At 67.3% G+C, this 15162-nt stretch carries 16 protein-coding genes and 1 pseudogene; 5 read left to right on the top strand and 12 right to left on the bottom strand.

Features of this window, described 5'->3' with window-relative positions; translation table 11 throughout:
* Positions 1–18: 18 nt before the first annotated feature.
* Positions 19–1065 (bottom strand): L,D-transpeptidase, encoded by a 1047-nt coding sequence (locus E8M83_RS03400; RefSeq protein ID WP_137171979.1) that lies wholly within the window; start codon positions 1063–1065, stop codon positions 19–21.
* Positions 1066–1186: 121 nt separating this feature from the next.
* Between E8M83_RS03400 and E8M83_RS03395 the strand changes: the two genes are divergently transcribed.
* On the top strand, positions 1187–1489 hold the full coding sequence (locus E8M83_RS03395; RefSeq protein WP_137171978.1) for a 2Fe-2S iron-sulfur cluster binding domain-containing protein: 303 nt from the start codon (positions 1187–1189) through the stop codon (positions 1487–1489).
* A 5-nt stretch (positions 1490–1494) separates the two neighbouring features.
* Here the strand turns inward: E8M83_RS03395 and E8M83_RS03390 are convergent, their stop codons facing one another.
* On the bottom strand, positions 1495–2517 hold the full coding sequence (locus tag E8M83_RS03390) for a GlxA family transcriptional regulator (protein WP_137171977.1): 1023 nt from the start codon (positions 2515–2517) through the stop codon (positions 1495–1497).
* A gap of 141 nt (positions 2518–2658) precedes the next feature.
* Between E8M83_RS03390 and E8M83_RS03385 the strand changes: the two genes are divergently transcribed.
* Positions 2659–3765, top strand: a complete 1107-nt coding sequence (locus E8M83_RS03385; RefSeq protein ID WP_137171976.1) for an S-(hydroxymethyl)glutathione dehydrogenase/class III alcohol dehydrogenase — start codon at positions 2659–2661, stop codon at positions 3763–3765.
* A 6-nt stretch (positions 3766–3771) separates the two neighbouring features.
* Here the strand turns inward: E8M83_RS03385 and E8M83_RS26195 are convergent, their stop codons facing one another.
* The 3 genes and pseudogenes from E8M83_RS26195 to E8M83_RS03375 all read right to left on the bottom strand — a co-directional run bounded on the left by E8M83_RS26195 (position 3772) and on the right by E8M83_RS03375 (position 5700).
* Positions 3772–4365 (bottom strand): kelch repeat-containing protein, encoded by a 594-nt coding sequence (locus tag E8M83_RS26195; protein ID WP_229491406.1) that lies wholly within the window; start codon positions 4363–4365, stop codon positions 3772–3774.
* Between the two features lie 89 nt (positions 4366–4454).
* A pseudogene (locus tag E8M83_RS26190) lies at positions 4455–4748 on the bottom strand (kelch-like protein); the annotation flags it as partial.
* A 46-nt stretch (positions 4749–4794) separates the two neighbouring features.
* Positions 4795–5700 (bottom strand): alpha/beta hydrolase, encoded by a 906-nt coding sequence (locus E8M83_RS03375; RefSeq protein ID WP_137171975.1) that lies wholly within the window; start codon positions 5698–5700, stop codon positions 4795–4797.
* A gap of 150 nt (positions 5701–5850) precedes the next feature.
* Between E8M83_RS03375 and E8M83_RS03370 the strand changes: the two genes are divergently transcribed.
* Positions 5851–6045 carry a hypothetical protein gene (locus tag E8M83_RS03370; RefSeq protein WP_137171974.1) on the top strand — a complete coding sequence of 65 codons (195 nt, stop codon included), beginning with the start codon at positions 5851–5853 and terminating at the stop codon, positions 6043–6045.
* Between the two features lie 7 nt (positions 6046–6052).
* On the opposite strand, the gene E8M83_RS03365 is transcribed toward E8M83_RS03370, so the two are convergent.
* Entirely contained in the window at positions 6053–6310 is a 258-nt protein-coding gene (locus E8M83_RS03365) for a hypothetical protein (RefSeq protein WP_137171973.1), read from the bottom strand.
* Between the two features lie 186 nt (positions 6311–6496).
* On the opposite strand from E8M83_RS03365, the gene E8M83_RS25865 reads away from it, so the two are divergent.
* Together E8M83_RS25865 and E8M83_RS03360 are read left to right on the top strand one after the other, a co-directional pair.
* Positions 6497–6637, top strand: a complete 141-nt coding sequence (locus E8M83_RS25865; RefSeq protein WP_170976665.1) for a hypothetical protein — start codon at positions 6497–6499, stop codon at positions 6635–6637.
* A gap of 59 nt (positions 6638–6696) precedes the next feature.
* Positions 6697–7068: a hypothetical protein gene (locus E8M83_RS03360; protein WP_137171972.1), complete on the top strand. Its 372-nt coding sequence runs from the start codon at positions 6697–6699 to the stop codon at positions 7066–7068.
* A 36-nt stretch (positions 7069–7104) separates the two neighbouring features.
* On the opposite strand, the gene E8M83_RS03355 is transcribed toward E8M83_RS03360, so the two are convergent.
* The 6 genes from E8M83_RS03355 to E8M83_RS03330 form a co-directional block, all read right to left on the bottom strand.
* The gene (locus E8M83_RS03355; protein ID WP_137171971.1) at positions 7105–7326 is read right to left on the bottom strand and encodes a hypothetical protein; all 222 of its coding nucleotides are present in this window, start codon (positions 7324–7326) and stop codon (positions 7105–7107) included.
* Positions 7327–7451: 125 nt separating this feature from the next.
* On the bottom strand, positions 7452–10256 hold the full coding sequence (locus E8M83_RS03350; RefSeq protein WP_137171970.1) for an EAL domain-containing protein: 2805 nt from the start codon (positions 10254–10256) through the stop codon (positions 7452–7454).
* A gap of 154 nt (positions 10257–10410) precedes the next feature.
* The gene (locus E8M83_RS03345) at positions 10411–11187 is read right to left on the bottom strand and encodes a transferase spermidine synthase (protein WP_137171969.1); all 777 of its coding nucleotides are present in this window, start codon (positions 11185–11187) and stop codon (positions 10411–10413) included.
* Positions 11188–11249: 62 nt separating this feature from the next.
* Positions 11250–12785, bottom strand: coding sequence for a CitMHS family transporter (locus E8M83_RS03340; protein ID WP_137171968.1), 1536 nt, complete (start codon positions 12783–12785; stop codon positions 11250–11252).
* Between the two features lie 148 nt (positions 12786–12933).
* Positions 12934–14385: a sensor histidine kinase gene (locus tag E8M83_RS03335; protein WP_137171967.1), complete on the bottom strand. Its 1452-nt coding sequence runs from the start codon at positions 14383–14385 to the stop codon at positions 12934–12936.
* Positions 14386–14389: 4 nt separating this feature from the next.
* Positions 14390–15076 (bottom strand): response regulator, encoded by a 687-nt coding sequence (locus tag E8M83_RS03330; protein ID WP_137171966.1) that lies wholly within the window; start codon positions 15074–15076, stop codon positions 14390–14392.
* Positions 15077–15162: the final 86 nt, after the last annotated feature.

The raw sequence follows: 15162 nt of genomic DNA, 5'->3' as shown, positions 1-15162 counted from the left end.
GCGCCTGTAGGTTGTTGTTTATTTGACGAGTTCGACGGCGGTATCCTCGCTGACCAGCGCGCCCACTTCGGCGGCGCTCCAGTTGGTCAGGCGGATGCAGCCGTGCGACTCGGTCTTGCCCACGTGGCCGGGCACCGGGGTGCCGTGGATGCCGTAGTGGGGCTTGGAGAGATCGATCCACATCACGCCGACCGGATTGTTCGGGCCCGGCTTGATCTGCGTCTTGCTGTCGCCCGGCTTGGCGTCCCAGAACAATTTCGGGTTGTAGTTGTAGACCGGGTTGGCGTGTACGCCATTGATCTTCCAGTTTCCAATTGGCAGCGGATCGCGCTTGCTGCCGGTCGAGACCGGATACTGGGCCAGCAACTGGCCGCCGGCGTCATACAATTGCAGGGTCTTGGTGGAATCGCGTACCACAACCCTGGCCGCAGGCGCTAAAGGTTGCTTGCCGCTCACATGCGGCACCGCGATCGTTTCGCCGGCGCGCGACAGCGACTTGCCGGGATTCAGGCGCTGCAGCAGCGCCGGGCTGGCGTGGAATTTCTCGCCCAGGCCCTCGAGGGCATTGGCGTAGCCGAGCGCGGGCAATTTGGCCTTGCCCATCATGGTGTCGGGAACCGCCTGGAAGGGACCGGCCACGTCTTCCGCGGCGATCGTGTATTCGGCCAGGGTCGGGCTGTTGTCGGCATTTAGTGCGTTCCAGGTGGCGTCGTCGAGCTTGCCGGTGACCGGCAAGTTGCGCAGGGTCTGGAAGGTGTTCAGGGCCTGGCGCATGTTCGAGCCATAGGCGCCGTCGATCTCGCCGGGCGACAGGTATTGGCGTTCGAGCAGCACCTGGGCCCGCAGCAGGCGTTCGAATTCGGCTTGTTCGGCGATGGCGGGGTCTTGTACCGCACCAGGTGCGGCCTGCATCGGCGTTCCCGCAGGAACGTTCTGGGCTGGAGATTGCTGCTGCGGTTGCTGCTGCTGGACAGGAGCTTGCTGGCCGGCCGGCTGTTGCGCGAACGCATGGGGAAGGGCGCCTGCGAGGGCGGCGATCATGGTCAGTGCGGTGATTCGTTTCATACGGTCTCCTGCGATCTGCTACTGGAAACCTCAGCGTAGTGACGGGGCCGGATCGGGTCTGTGCGTGAACGAACTCTTCAGTGAGGCCCGGTTTGTTTCGTCTGGCGCTACAATCGGTCCCATGCCGACCGTCAGCCATACCATTACCCTGCTGCCGCTGGGCGCGAGCTTTTCCGCGCCAGAAGACGCGACCCTGCTGCAGGCGCTCGAAGCGGCCGGGCTCGATGCGCCGAGTTCCTGCCGCAACGGCACTTGCCGTACCTGCATCTGCCGCTTGCAGCAAGGCACGGTGGCCTACACCATCGAATGGCCGGGACTGTCGCTCGACGAGAAGCGTGAAGGCTATATTCTGCCCTGTGTGGCGCTGGCGCGCAGCGCGCTTGTCGTGGATGTGCCGCTCGCCCGGTGGCTGCGGTTCGACTGACGCCTTCAGGCGACCCCGGTCGTCGCGAAACGCTCGCGATACACCCTGGGCGTGATCCCGAGCTTCTTCATGAACACCCGCCGCATATGCGCCTCGTCGTTGAAGCAGGCGCGTGCGGCCACGCTCTTCAAGGGCAGCGCGAGATCGGCCAGCAATTGGGTGGCGCGCTCGAAGCGGCTGGCCTCGATGAATTCCTGGGCGCTCAAGCCCACCTCTTGCTGGAATACCCGGGCGAAGTGGCGCTCGCTCATCATCGCCTTGCCGGCCAGCTGCGCGGTCGTGAAGCGCAGATGCAGGTTGTCCAGGATCCAGCCCTGCAGTTCGCGGATGTTCGGGCGCGCCGTGCGTTCGCTCCTGAGGTAGGAGCTGAACTGCGATTGTCCCCCGGGGCGCTTCAGGTAGACCACCATCTCGGTGGCCACCTCAAGCGCCAGGTCGCGGCCAAAATCTTCCTCGACCAGCGCCAGCGCCAGGTCCATGCCGGCGGTGACGCCGGCCGAGGTCCACAACTTGCCGTCGCGGATGAAGATCGCATCGGCCTCGACCGCGATGGCGGGATAGGCCGCCTGCAGGCGCTCGGCGACGCTCCAGTGGGTGGTCGCGCGCCGGCCGTCGAGCACGCCGGCGGCGGCGAGGAAGAAGGCGCCGGAACACAGCGAGGCCAGGCGTTCGATGCGGGGACAGGCGGCCGCGATCCAGTCGACGATGGCCGCGCCGTCGGCAAGGGCGGCCTCGATGTGGCGAGCCCCGACCACGATCGCACTGTCGGGCAGCGCCAGCGTGTTCAGCACCTTGGTCGCCTCGAGCGACATCAGGGTGTCCGATGGCACGGGGCCCAGGCGGCTGGACGCGACGCGCACATCGTAGCCGGGAACGCGACCGCGCCGCGCCAGGTGCAGGTTGGCATACTCGAACACCGACATCGGGCCGATCGCTTCCATCGCCTTGAAGCCCGGGTACACGACAATGTCGACGGTCCGGGTCCGATCGGCGCGCGTGGCGGTGGCGGTGTGGGGCGTACTGGTCATGTGCCATTGTCGCCGCCGGGATCGGCAAAATCCAGTCCTCGTGCAACAAAATCCTGCCATTCTCGCGCCGCGCGCGGCACGCCGCGGGGGACAAGCGCGCATACTGGCCGCCATCAATCACCAAACCAGGCAAGGATCACCATGAAAACCAAAGCAGCCGTCGCATGGCAGGCAGGCCAGCCGCTGACGATCGAGGAAGTGGACCTGCAAGGCCCGCGCGAAGGCGAGGTGCTGGTCGAGCTCAAGGCTACCGGCATTTGCCATACCGATTACTACACCCTGTCGGGCGCCGATCCGGAAGGCCTGTTCCCGGCCATCCTGGGCCATGAAGGCGCCGGCGTGGTGGTCGACGTCGGCCCTGGCGTGACGACTTTGGCGAAGGATGACCACGTCATTCCGCTCTACACGCCGGAATGCCGCCAGTGCAAATTCTGCCTGTCGCAAAAAACCAATCTGTGCCAGGCAATCCGCTCGACCCAGGGCCGCGGGCTGATGCCCGATGCGACGTCGCGCTTTTCGCTGGACGGCAAGCCGCTGTTCCACTACATGGGTACGTCCACCTTCTCGAACTACATCGTCGTGCCCGAGATCGCGCTGGCGAAGATCCGCCAGGATGCGCCGTTCGACAAGGTCTGCTACATCGGTTGCGGCGTCACCACCGGCGTCGGTGCGGTGCTGTTCTCGGCCAAGGTCGAAGCCGGCGCCAACGTGGTCGTGTTCGGCCTGGGCGGCATCGGCCTGAACGTGATCCAGGCGGCCAGGATGGTCGGCGCCGACAAGATCATCGGCGTCGACATCAACCCGGCGCGCCAGGCCATGGCGCGCAAGTTCGGCATGACCCATTTCATCAACCCGAACGAAGTGGAGAACGTCGTCGACCACATCGTGCAACTGACCGACGGCGGCGCCGACTACAGCTTCGAATGCGTCGGCAATGTGACGCTGATGCGCCAGGCGCTCGAGTGCACCCACAAGGGTTGGGGCCAGTCCTTCATCATCGGCGTAGCGGCGGCCGGCCAGGAAATCGCGACCCGGCCGTTCCAGCTGGTGACGGGCCGCGAATGGAAAGGCTCGGCCTTCGGCGGCGCGCGCGGCCGCACCGACGTGCCGAAGATCGTCGACTGGTATATGGAGGGCAAGCTCAATATCGATGACCTGATCACCCATCGCCTGCCGCTCGAGCGCATCAACGAGGGCTTCGACCTGATGAAGTCGGGCGAGTCGATCCGCTCGGTGGTGCTGTACTGAGCCGGACTACTTCGTCCGTATCTCCAGCGCTTCGTGCGCGCTGCTGGCCGCGACCCCGACCTTTTCCCCTCCACCCATCAGGTAGACCCGGTCGCCGACCACGGCGGCGCCGTGGCCGTGCCGGGGCGTGGGCATGGCCGGCAGCGCCGACCAGCGGTCGCTGGCGGGATCGTAGACCCAGGATTCGTGGAACACCTTGGCTTGCGGGACGAACTGCTCGCCGCCAAAGGCATACAGCTTGCCGTCGTGCGCCGCGACCGCCAGGCCGCCCTGGGCCAGCGGCATGGGCGCACGGGTTTCCCAGCGGTCGGTGGCCGGGTCATAGACTTCCAGGTTCGCCACATTGACCGGACGCGCGCGGCCATCGTCCCCCTTGACCATCTGGCGGCCGCCGACGACATGGATCTTGCCGCCGATGACGGCGCCGGCGGCGCTATTGCGCGCGCTGGGGGCGTCCGCGATGCGGCTCCACTGGCCGGAACGGACGTCGAGGACTTCGGCGCGGGCGGTGTCGGCGTGTTCGCTGATGTGCCTGGCCTGTGCGCTGGTCGGGATACGTCCGCCGATAAAATAAACCTTGTCGCCGATCGCTGCGACCACGCCTTCGGCCCGCGCCTGCGGCAGCGCAGGCCGTTCGACCAGCGGTCGGCCCTGGGGTCATATACGAACACCGAGGCATGGGCGCGCCAGTCGGGAATCGCGCCCGAGAACCCGCCGATGCCGTAGATCCTGCCGCCAGCCGCGGCCAGGGCAATGTGGTGGCGGCCTTCGGGCAGCGGCGCCAGCGTGGTCCAACGGTCCGCCTGCGCGTCGTAGGCTTCGAACAGGTCGGTATAGCCCGGCGCCGTGCTCAGGATGCCGCCGGCCACGTAGATCTTGCGGTCCAGGACAGTGGGGTAGATTTCCTGGCGCGCCAGCGAGGCGTGGGCGACGCGCGACCAGGATTGCGCCAGGACGGCGCCGGAAGTGGCGAGCAGGCTCATTGCCAGCAGCGCTGGCAGGATCGGTTTCAAGATATGTCTCCTTCGATTATCGGGCGGCGCGGGCCGGGCGCTCGAGCGCCTGTTCGATCACCCGCAGCACCTGCGGCCAGGCGGGCGAGGTCGCGGCCACTTCATCGTAGTGGCTCGCCTGCGGCAGGATCACGACCTTGGCCACGTCGCCGGCGGCCCTGGCGCGCGCCGCGTAATCGTGGGCCACGCGCGGCGGCGAGATCGTATCCAGTTCGCCGGTCACCAGCCAGGTGCGGCTGCCATTGGGCACCAGGTCGGCCGCATTGGTGTCAAGCAGCACGTCCGGCCGGTCGGCGCTCGGCGTGCCGGCCAGTTGCGCGATATCGCGGTCGCAGCTGGACTTGATCAGCGCCGCCTCGTGGCGCAGGTCGGCCAGGCCGCCCAGGCTGACGATGCGGTCGACCTTCAGGCCGTCCGGGCGGTAGAGGGGGCTGGTGGCCGGAATGCGCGCGCGGCCCGCGATCCACTGCACCAGCTGCCCGCCGGCCGAATGGCCGACCGCGACGATGCGTCCCAGGTCCAGCTCGTGCGCGGACGCAGTGGCCGCGAGCAGGTCGAGCGCCGCATGCATGTCGAGGTACATGCCGGGATAGCCGCCGCCGTCCTCGTCCACCCGCCGGTATTCCACATTCCACACCGCGATGCCGCGCGCGGCCAGGGCGCCGGCCATATTGCGGAACTGCCTGATGCCGCCGAACTTGCTGGTCCAGCAGCCGCCATGCACCAGCACGGCCACCGGGAACGGTCCCGCGCCTTGCGGCACGAAGAGTTCGGCGTATTGCGAGGGGGCAGGGCCATAGGCGAGTTTCGCGGCAGGAGCGGGGCCGTTCAGGGCCAGGTAGTCGTCGAGTTTCATCGGGGCGGCGTTGGCGTTCAGGAGCGCGCCGAGCAGGAGGGCTGGAAGCAGGCTGGACAGGCGCATGGGAAGTGGGTGGAAATGGCGAAAGCGTCACTATAGCCGAGTTGCCTTGTGGCAGGCGTTGGCGCCGGCCGCGCGCCAATCGAAAAACCGCGCCGCGCCATCCGTGCTAGTCTGCGCACGAATGCATTACAGGCAACCCGAGAGGAGAATATGAGCGAACTGCAATCGTATGAATCCTGGCGCAAGGGCGTCGGCCAGCACTTCCATTCCACGCCCGATCCGGAAATCCCCGGCGAACCGCCGGCGCCGCCATCGCCCCCGCCGGTGCCGGACGACGTCCCCGACCCGGTCAATGCCCCGGTCGAGGAGCCACGCCTGCCCGAACCGCCTATCCGGGCAAGTTAACGGCGGCTCAGACGCCGGGAGTGCCCTGGCGATTGGCGGGCGGCTCTCCGCCGCCTTCGTTGCCTTTGTTACCGTCGTTACCTTCCTTGCCTGCATCCTGCTTGCGGTCGTCGGCCTGCCGGTTCGATGGCAGCGGCGGGATGCCGCGGATCATCTCATCGGTTTCGTGCTGGCCAGGGGAGCGTTCGCCGCTACCGATGTCCGCTTCGTCGAGCATCGTGCGGCCCTTGTTCTTGGGGTCGATATTGGGCGTCGGGTCATTCATGCTGTGCTCCGCTAAAGTTGTCAATGTCGTACGATCCTAACAGGCCGCCCGCAGTCCCGGCGCGCGGCAGGATGGCGTTCGAAGTGTTGCTTTTTCGTCGTCCGTGACGTGGCGTGTGTTTGCTGTCACATAGTGGCAACAATGCGGTTTCTATAATGAGCTTGTAATAATAAGAATCAGGAGGAGATGATGGGTTCGACCTTGTACAACAAGATCTACCTGGGCCGTGGCCCGCTGCTGGGTTCGCGCCGCGCCCAGCTGGCGCTATTGCTCGGGGTGATTGCCGGCGCCGGCATCGGCTGGTACGCGCTGCGTTCGCTGCGCTGAAGGTTGCCGCCACGGGCCGGGGCGCGTACCATGCGCCCTTTGCTTAATTGAATGCGGTAATGAAAAACGAAAAGCTGACGACGGACGAATACGACGCGCTGGAACTGGTGCGCCGCGGTGGCAAGCAAGACCTGGCGACGGCCTGCGTCGGGCGCAATACCAAGCGCCTGTGCGGCATCAAGCTGATGTCCTTCGGCCGCGACAAGCGGCTGACCCTGACCGAAAAAGGCGAAGAAGTCCTGTTCCTGCGCCGTTGCGTGACCGGCCTGCGCGCCGTGGCGCAAGACCCGATGGCGCCGCTCGACGACGACGTGCTGCGCTTCCTGAACCGCAAGTCGCACCTGCTGCCGCTGGAAGCGGGCGGCCATGCGCTGAGCGACAAGGGCCGCGAGTCGCTGGCCGATATCGAGCAGCAGGAACAAAGCCGCTAGCACGTCGCCCCCGCGAAAGCAGGGGCCCAGGCTGGCTTAGTTCGCGCGCCGGCGGTTCGGATACACCAGCACCCGCACCGCCACTTCGGCCGGCACGTTCATCGTGGCGAGGAACTCGGCCGCGCGCTGCAGGCCGAGCGTCGGAATCGAGGCCACGGCCTGGTTGACCAGGTCGCGCGTGCGACCGTCCTTGCGCTGCTTGCGGCTTGCCTGCGTGTCGGCGTCGCGTGTCACGTCAGGCGTTTCATTCATCATCATGGTGTCCGTGCTCCGGAATCGCTGTGGTTGCCATATGGGCACGGTCATTGTACGATCACTGATGTCTGAATAGCTACAAAAATGTTCTCAGGGAAGGCATCCTTGCTGCCGATTCGCCACGCCGCTCAGGTGGCGGTCGCCAGGGTTTCGAGCGCCGGCAGGGCGCGCCGCTGGCGCAGCAGTTGCTCGAATTCGTGGGCCGGCAGCGGCTTGCTGAAATAATAGCCCTGCATCTCGTCGCAGCCGCGGCTGCGCAGGTAGTCGAGCTGTTCCAGGGTCTCCACGCCCTCGGCGATCACCGCCAGCTTCAGGTTGTGGGCCAGCGCGATGATCGAGGTAACGATCGCGGCGTCGTTGGCGTCGTGCGTGATGTCGGCGACAAAAGAGCGGTCGATCTTGAGCACGTCGATCGGGAAGCGCGACAGGTAGGAGAAGCTCGAATAGCCGGTGCCGAAGTCGTCGATCGACAGGTTCACGCCGAGCGCCTTCATCCGGTGCAGCAGTTCCACCGCCGGCGTCACGTCGCTCATGAACAGGCTTTCGGTCAGCTCGATCTCGAGGCAGGCCGGATCCAGGCCGGTATCCTGCAAGGCCGACTCCAGGCTGTGCAGCAGGTCGGGGGCGCCGAACTGGCGCGCCGACAGGTTCACCGCCACCCGCAGGCGGGGGAAACCCGCATCTTGCCAGGCCTTGTTCTGGGCGCAGGCGGTGCGCATCACCCAGGCCCCGATCTGGACGATCAGGCCGGTCTCCTCGGCCACGCCGACGAAGCGCACCGGCGGCACCATGCCCAGCTCCGGATGGTTCCAGCGGATCAGCGCCTCCATGCCCACGACCTGGCCGCTCTTGAGATCGACCTGCGGCTGGTAGTGCAGCACGAATTCGTCGCGCTCGAGGGCATTTCGCAGCGCGCTCTCGATGCGCACCCGTTCCAGCGATTCCTCGTTCATGGCCGGCGTATAGAACTGGAAGTTGTTGCGGCCCAGCTTCTTGGCGCGGTACATGGCGATGTCGGCGTGCTCGATCAGGTTGTCGCTCGAGGTGCCCTCGCTCGGGTACACCGCCACCCCGATCGAGCAGGTGACGAAGAACTCCTTATTGCCGAGCATGACCGGCCGCGCCACCGCCTCCATCACGCGCTGCACGATGGCCGGATTGAGCGGCTCTTCGGCGTGCTCGTTGAGGATCACCACGAATTCGTCGCCCGACAGGCGCGCCACCGTGTCGGCGTCGCGCAGCGACGAGCGCAGGCGCGCGGCCACCGTCACCAGCAGCACGTCGCCGGCCTTGTGGCCCATGCTGTCGTTGACGAACTTGAAGCGATCCAGGTCGATCAGCATCACCCATACCGGTCGGCCGCTGCGGTTGGCATAGGCAATCGCCTGGCCAAGGCGGTCCTGCAGCAGCGAACGGTTGGGCAGGCCGGTGAGCACGTCGTGCTGGGCCACGTGGTGCACGCGCTGTTCGGTCAGCTTGCGTTCGGTGATGTCGCTGCCGGTGCCGCGGTAGCCCTGCAGCACGCCGGCCTCGTCGAAGACCGGTTGGCCGTTCACGCAGAACCAGCGCGTCTCGCCGCCGTCGTCGACCACCTGGTATTCGAGGTTGGCAAACGCTTCGTGGGCCTGCATCTTGGCCAGGTGCTCGCGCCCGCTCTCGCTGTCGAGCAGGCCGGGCACGTATTCCCAGCGGGTCTTGCCGATCAGGCCCTGCACCGCGACCCCGGATTTCTCGGTGAAGCCGCCGGCGATCATCGTGAAGCGAAAATGCGCATCCTGTTCCCAGTACCAGTCGGACGACATCGCAACCAGCTGGCGGAAGCGCTGCTCGCTCTGCACCAGCGCCTTTTCGGCGCGCTTGCGCGCGGCCATGTCCTCGACCAGGCGCCGGTTGCTGCGGCGCAGGTCCGCCGTGCGTTGGCGCACCAGTTGCTGGACCTTGCGCGCGCGCATGCCTGCCGACTGCACGAAGGCGGCGCCGAGCAGGGTTGCCAGGATGCCGCCCACCAGCAGCGCCACCGAAGCCATGTGATCGGCCATGAAGGGACGCGGCGCGGCGGCGATGTCGATCCGCCACGGCCTTGCGCCCGCTTGCAGGATGGCGGTGCGGGCGCCATGGCCTGGCGCAGTCGCACGCGCCGCGGGCCCGGTCGACAGCAGCAGTGCCGCCGGATCGGCATGCTCGCCCGCGTACACCGACACGAAGATGTCGTCGTGTTCGAGAAGACCGGCCTTGAGCAGCGACTGCCGCACCAGCTCCCCGCCGCGGATCACGACCGCGGTATTGCCGCGCAGTTCGCCGTGGCGGTCGAACACCGGCATGACGATACTGAACGCGGCTGTCTCGCGCGGCGCCGTGGCCAGCGGGAACAGGCCGGTCGCGGCCGGCTGGCCGCTGCTGCGCGCCAGTTCGAGGGCGGCCATGATGTTCGGGTTATGGCCCAGGTTCAGGCCGAAGGCGGCCTCGTTGCCGGCCAGCGGCTCGACGTATTCGACGATGTGGTAACGGCTGCGCGGCGGCGCCGGCACGATGCCGTGCGCGGTCTTCTCGGTCAGGATCGTGCCCGGCCGCACCCGTTGCAGCTCGGCCACGACCGCCGCGCGTTCGCCGGCCGTGACCACGCCCTGGTAATTGAAGGCCTGGATGAAGGGATGCCGCTCGAGCAGGTGCGAGGTGAAGTCGGCGAAGCGTTCGCGGCTCACCGGCTCGCCGTTCGAAAACAGCTGGTTGGTCACCTCCAGCACCTCAAGCGCCCGGTCCATGCCCTGGCCGACCGCCGCCACCCGCTGGTCGGCGCGCTGGGCGAAGGCCAGCGCCAGGTTGTCGTACTCGAGGTGGCTGACGCCCAGGAACAGGCCGCAAGAGGCGGCCAGGCCGCCGCCCAGCGTGAGGGCCGCCGCGAGAGTCAGCGAACGGAGCGGTCGGCGCGGCATCGGGTCGGGTTCCAGGACAGTCGTTTGATGGAGCGTGCGGTTAGGGATTGTACTTGCTGGTAGGCATTAATTCGCGCAAGTGTGTCATAAACGCGATGGGCCCGCAAACATTTCGTGTCGCGCGAGACAATTCGTCCACAGCGAACTTGCAGACTCAGGCGCGGCGCCGTGCGAGCCAGGCGACCAGCAGTCGCGCCAGCAGGCGGTTGCTCCAGCCCAGGCCGACGCCATCCTTGCGCGCCAGGCGGGCCAGGCGCCGCTCGCCCGGGGCGGGTGCCGCCGGGGGCCGGGTAGGCCGCAGCGCGAACAGGATGCGGTTATTGCCGGCGATGCGCGTGAACCAGGCCAGGCGGCCGTCGAAGCCGGCGCGCAAGCGCTGCAGCGCGCCGGCATACTGGGGATCGTAGGTGAAGATATTCGCCACCAGCACGCCGCCCGGATGCAGGGCGCGCCGGCACGCAGAATAGAAGGCGCTGCTCGACAGGGTGGCGGGCAGGCCGCGGCTGTCGAAGCCGTCGACCAGCAGCACGTCGCAGCTGCCGGGCGTGCGCGCCAGGTAGTCGGCCGCATCGCAGTGCAGGATGCGCAGGCGGGCGTCGTCGGGCGGCAGGCAGAAGGCGTCGCGCAGCGCGATCACGTCGTCGCGGATCTCGAGCACCGTGATGCGCGCATCGGGAAAATGGCGGTGGCAGAACTTGGCCAGCGAGCCGCCGCCCAGGCCGACCATCACGATGTGGCGCGGGTCGGGCACGAACAGCGCGAAGCACATCATGGCCCGCGTGTAGTCGAGCACCAGGGCGTCGGGGCGCGAGACCAGCATCTCGCTCTGGATGTCGCCGGGCGTGAATTCGAGCGTGCGGCGGTCGCCCTCGGTACGTACCAGGGGCGGGCGATCGTCGACGGAGGCGGGGCGGTCGAGGGGGGCGGGCATGCGGCAAGTATAGGCGAGCGGCGTGCGAGCGGCGCGCCCGCCGGCGCCGCTCGCGGAAGCCCTCAGGCGCCCCGGCCGATCAGCGGCACCACGCCGAAGATGACGGCGGCGACCAGCATCACCAGCGAAGCCGTGATCGACCATATCAGGGTGTAGCGCTGGTGGTCGCCGAATTCGATCTTGCACATGCCGACCAGCAGGTAGGTGGACGCCACCAGGGGGCTCAACAGGTGGACCGGCTGGCCGATGACCGAGGCACGGCCGATTTCCGCGGCCGTGATGCCATACACTTCGGCCGCCTTGGCCAGCACCGGCACCACGCCGAAATAAAAGGCGTCGTTCGAGATGAAGAAGGTGAACGGGATGCTGAGCAGGCCCGTGACGATGGCCAGGTAAGGGCCCATCCATTCGGGCACCGCCGCGATCACGCTCAGGGCGATGGCGTCGACCATCTTGGTGCCCTGCAGGATGCCGACAAAGATGCCGGCGGCGAAGATCAGCGAGACCACCGGCAGCACATTGGCCGCATGCGCCTCGATGCGCGCCTTCTGCGCTTCCAGGCCCGGGTAGTTGATGGTGATGGCGATCGCGAAGAAGATCATGAACAGCACCGGCAGCGGCAGGGCGCCCAGCACCAGCAGCACCAGCAGGGCCACGGTCAGCAAGAAATTCACCCAGATCAGCTTGGGACGCGCGGTGTCGCGCGAGGACACGCCGGCCGGCGGCTCATTGCCGCCACCCGCACCGCCACCCGCGCCGTCCGATCCACCCGCGCCACCCATGGCGCCGGTATCGGCTTCGATGCGGCCGGCGGAGAAGGCGTGCACATTGCCTTCGCGGGTCGTGGCCGCGGGGGCTGCGCTCCACTGGCCGGTGGTGCCGTTCATGCTGCCGGCTACCGCGAGTTCAGGGAATGCCGGCTGCAGGATAGGCGTGCAAGCAGGCGCCGGCTTCCTGACCCTGGCCTGGCCGGGCAGGCTCACGGTGCCCAGGCGCTTGCGTTCCTTCATGCCCAGCATATAGGCCACGAACAGCACCCACACGGCGGTCACCGCCATTGCCGGGATCATCGGCACGAAGATGTCGCTCACATCCACCCCCAGCGCGGTGGCGGCGCGCGCCGTCGGGCCGCCCCAGGGCAGGATGTTCATCACGCCGCCGGCCAGCATGATCACGCACGCCATCACCAGGCGGCTCATCCCCAGGCGCATGTACAGCGGGAGCATGGCCGACACGGTGATCATATAGGTGGTGGCGCCGTCGCCGTCGAGCGAGATGAACATCGCCAGCGCGGCGGTGCCGACCACGATCTTCATCGGGTCGCCCTGCACCAGCTTCAGGATGACGCGCACGATCGGATCGAACAGGCCGGCGTCGATCATGATGCCGAAATACAGGATGGCGAACATCAGCATGACGCCGGTCGGCGCCAGGGAACGGATCCCGTCCAGCATCATCGGGCCCAAGCCAGCGCCGAAGCCGCCAATCAGGGCAAAGGCGATCGGCACCACGATCAGCGCGACCAGCGCCGGCAGGCGCTTGGTCATGATCAGGAACATGAAGACGACGATCATCGAATAGGCGAGGATGGTCAGCATGTCATGCTCCGCGGACGGTAAATATAGGCGCAGCCAGGACGGCGCGCACGAAGGCCGGCTTGTTCATGATGTCTCCGATCGCTTAGGTTAGCGTTTGTGATGAGGGATTGCCTCGTTTTCGCCAACTATAGGCCCGGCCAGCTTTCAATCAGCTTTCAGCGCGCGCGATCCCGAACACCACCTCGACTTTCAATCCGCCACTGTCCGCGCGCCCGAGCGCCAGGGTAGCGCCATGCAGGTTGGCGATGTCGCGCACGATGGCCAGTCCCAGGCCGGTGCCGCCGGGATTGGCTTCCAGCGTGGCCTGGGCACGGTAGAAGGGCATCAGCACCTTGTCATACTCGGCTTCCAGGATGCCGGGGCCGCTGTCGCTCACTTCCAATGCGATGCGCCCGGCGCGCCGGCCGACCCGCAGCAGCACGCTGCCACCGGCCGGCGTGTAGCGGATCGCATTGTCGACCAGGTTCGACACCATTTCGTGCAGCAGCAATTCCTGGCCCATGACGCTCGTGTCGGCATCGTCCTGGGCTTCGAGCGCCAGGTCGATGCCTTTCTGGACCGCCGGCAGCGCCAGCTCCAGCCCGACCTGGCGCGCCACCGTCCCCAGGCAGACCGGCCGCGCCTGTTCCCCGCCGCCGCCATGCTCGATGCGCGCCAGCACCAGCAGCCGGTTGGCCAGGTGGATCGCCGAATCGGTGGTGCCGGCGATCGAGGCGACGATGGCGCGCATCGCCGCCGGATCGTTTTCGCGCAGGGCCAGCGCGGCCTGGGTCTTGAGCACCGCCAGCGGGGTGCGCAACTGGTGCGAGGCGTCGGCAATGAAGCGGCGCTGGCTGGCGACCAGGTCTTGCATGCGCGCCATGGTGCCGTTCATCGCCGCCACCAGCGGCCGCACTTCCTTGTGCACCAGGGCCTGGTCGATGGTCGACAGGTCGGACAGCGGGCGCGTCTCGACCTCGTTCTTGAGGCGCATCAGCGGGCGCAGCACCAGGCGCACGGCGAACCACACCAGCGCCGCCACCGCCAGCACCAGCAGCGCCTGGCGCCACAGGGTATTGAACAGGATGTCGCGCGACAGGGCGTTGCGCGCATCGAGCGTCTCGCCGACCTGGATCAGGGCGATGCCGCGCATCGAATCGTCGTACACCGGCTGCAGCAGGGCCGCGATGCGCACCGGCTCGCCGTTGTAGCTGGCGTGGTAGAAGCGCACCAGGGCCGGATACAGGTCGCTGCGCGGCACATTGGCCGGCACCGGCGGCAGGTCGCCGTAGCCGCTGACGGTCTCGCCCGCAAGGCCGGTGACCTTGTAGTAGATGCGGCCCAGGGTATCGGTCTCGAAGCTGTCCAGCGCCACATACGGGACATTCGCCACCACCTTGCCGTCTTTCACCGTGACGCGCTCGGCCAGCGCGCGGGTGGACGACAGCAGCGAGCGGTCATAGGCCACGTCGGCCGCTTCCAGCGCGTCGCGGTACAGCGACACGGCATTGAGCGCGACCAGCGCCACCAGCGGCAGGATCAGCCAGCGCAGCAGCTGCTGGCGCAGGCTGCCCAGCGGCTTGGCCGCGAGGCGGGTCAGCAGTGGCACGCGCTCGGGCATTCGCTCAGGCCGGCTTCTCTTGCATCAGGTAGCCGATGCCGCGCAGGGTGACGATGGCGGCGTCGCCGCCCGGGCGCTCGAGTTTCTTGCGGATGCGGTGGATATAGAGTTCGATGGCGTCGAGGTTCACGTCGTCGTCGAGCGCGAACACTTCGTGGAACAGCTTCTCTTTCGACAGCGCGCGGCCCGGCCTGGCGATCAGCGCTTCGAGCACCGCGTGCTCGCGCGGCGTGAGCGCCAGCGGCTCGCCGCAATACGAGAACATGCGCGACACCGTATCGAAGGCGAGCTGGCCGCAGCGGTGCACCAGCGCCTCGTTGCCGCTGCGCCGGCGCAGCAGCGCCTTGACGCGCGCTTCGAGTTCGGCCAGCTCGAACGGTTTGGCCAGGTAGTCGTCGGCGCCCAGGTTCAGGCCCTGCACCTTGTCTTCGAGGCCGCCGCGCGCGGTCAGGATCAGCACCGGCGTGCCGCCGCGCGCGCCGCCGCGGGCGCGCAGGCGGCGCAGCACGTCCAGGCCATCCATGCGCGGCAGGGTCAGGTCCAGGATCACCAGCGCATAGTCTTGCGTGTGCAGCAGGGCGTCGGCATCGGCGCCGGTGGCCGCGCATTCGACGGTGAGGTTGGCGTCGCGCAGGGCTTTCGATACCCAGTGCGACAGCTCGACATGGTCTTCAACTAGCAGGATTCTCATCGCGCCAGTGTAAGCGCAAAGTCCGCGCCGCGGAAAGGGCCTGCGATGAAAGCGAACTGAAAGGTAGCCGCGCATATAGTCGGGCC

Origin of the sequence: Massilia sp. HP4 (assembly GCF_005222695.1) — a bacterium.
Lineage (GTDB): Bacteria > Pseudomonadota > Gammaproteobacteria > Burkholderiales > Burkholderiaceae_D > Telluria.
Note: the sequence above shows the minus strand (reverse complement) of the source record. Positions and strands in the feature narration are given on the sequence as shown.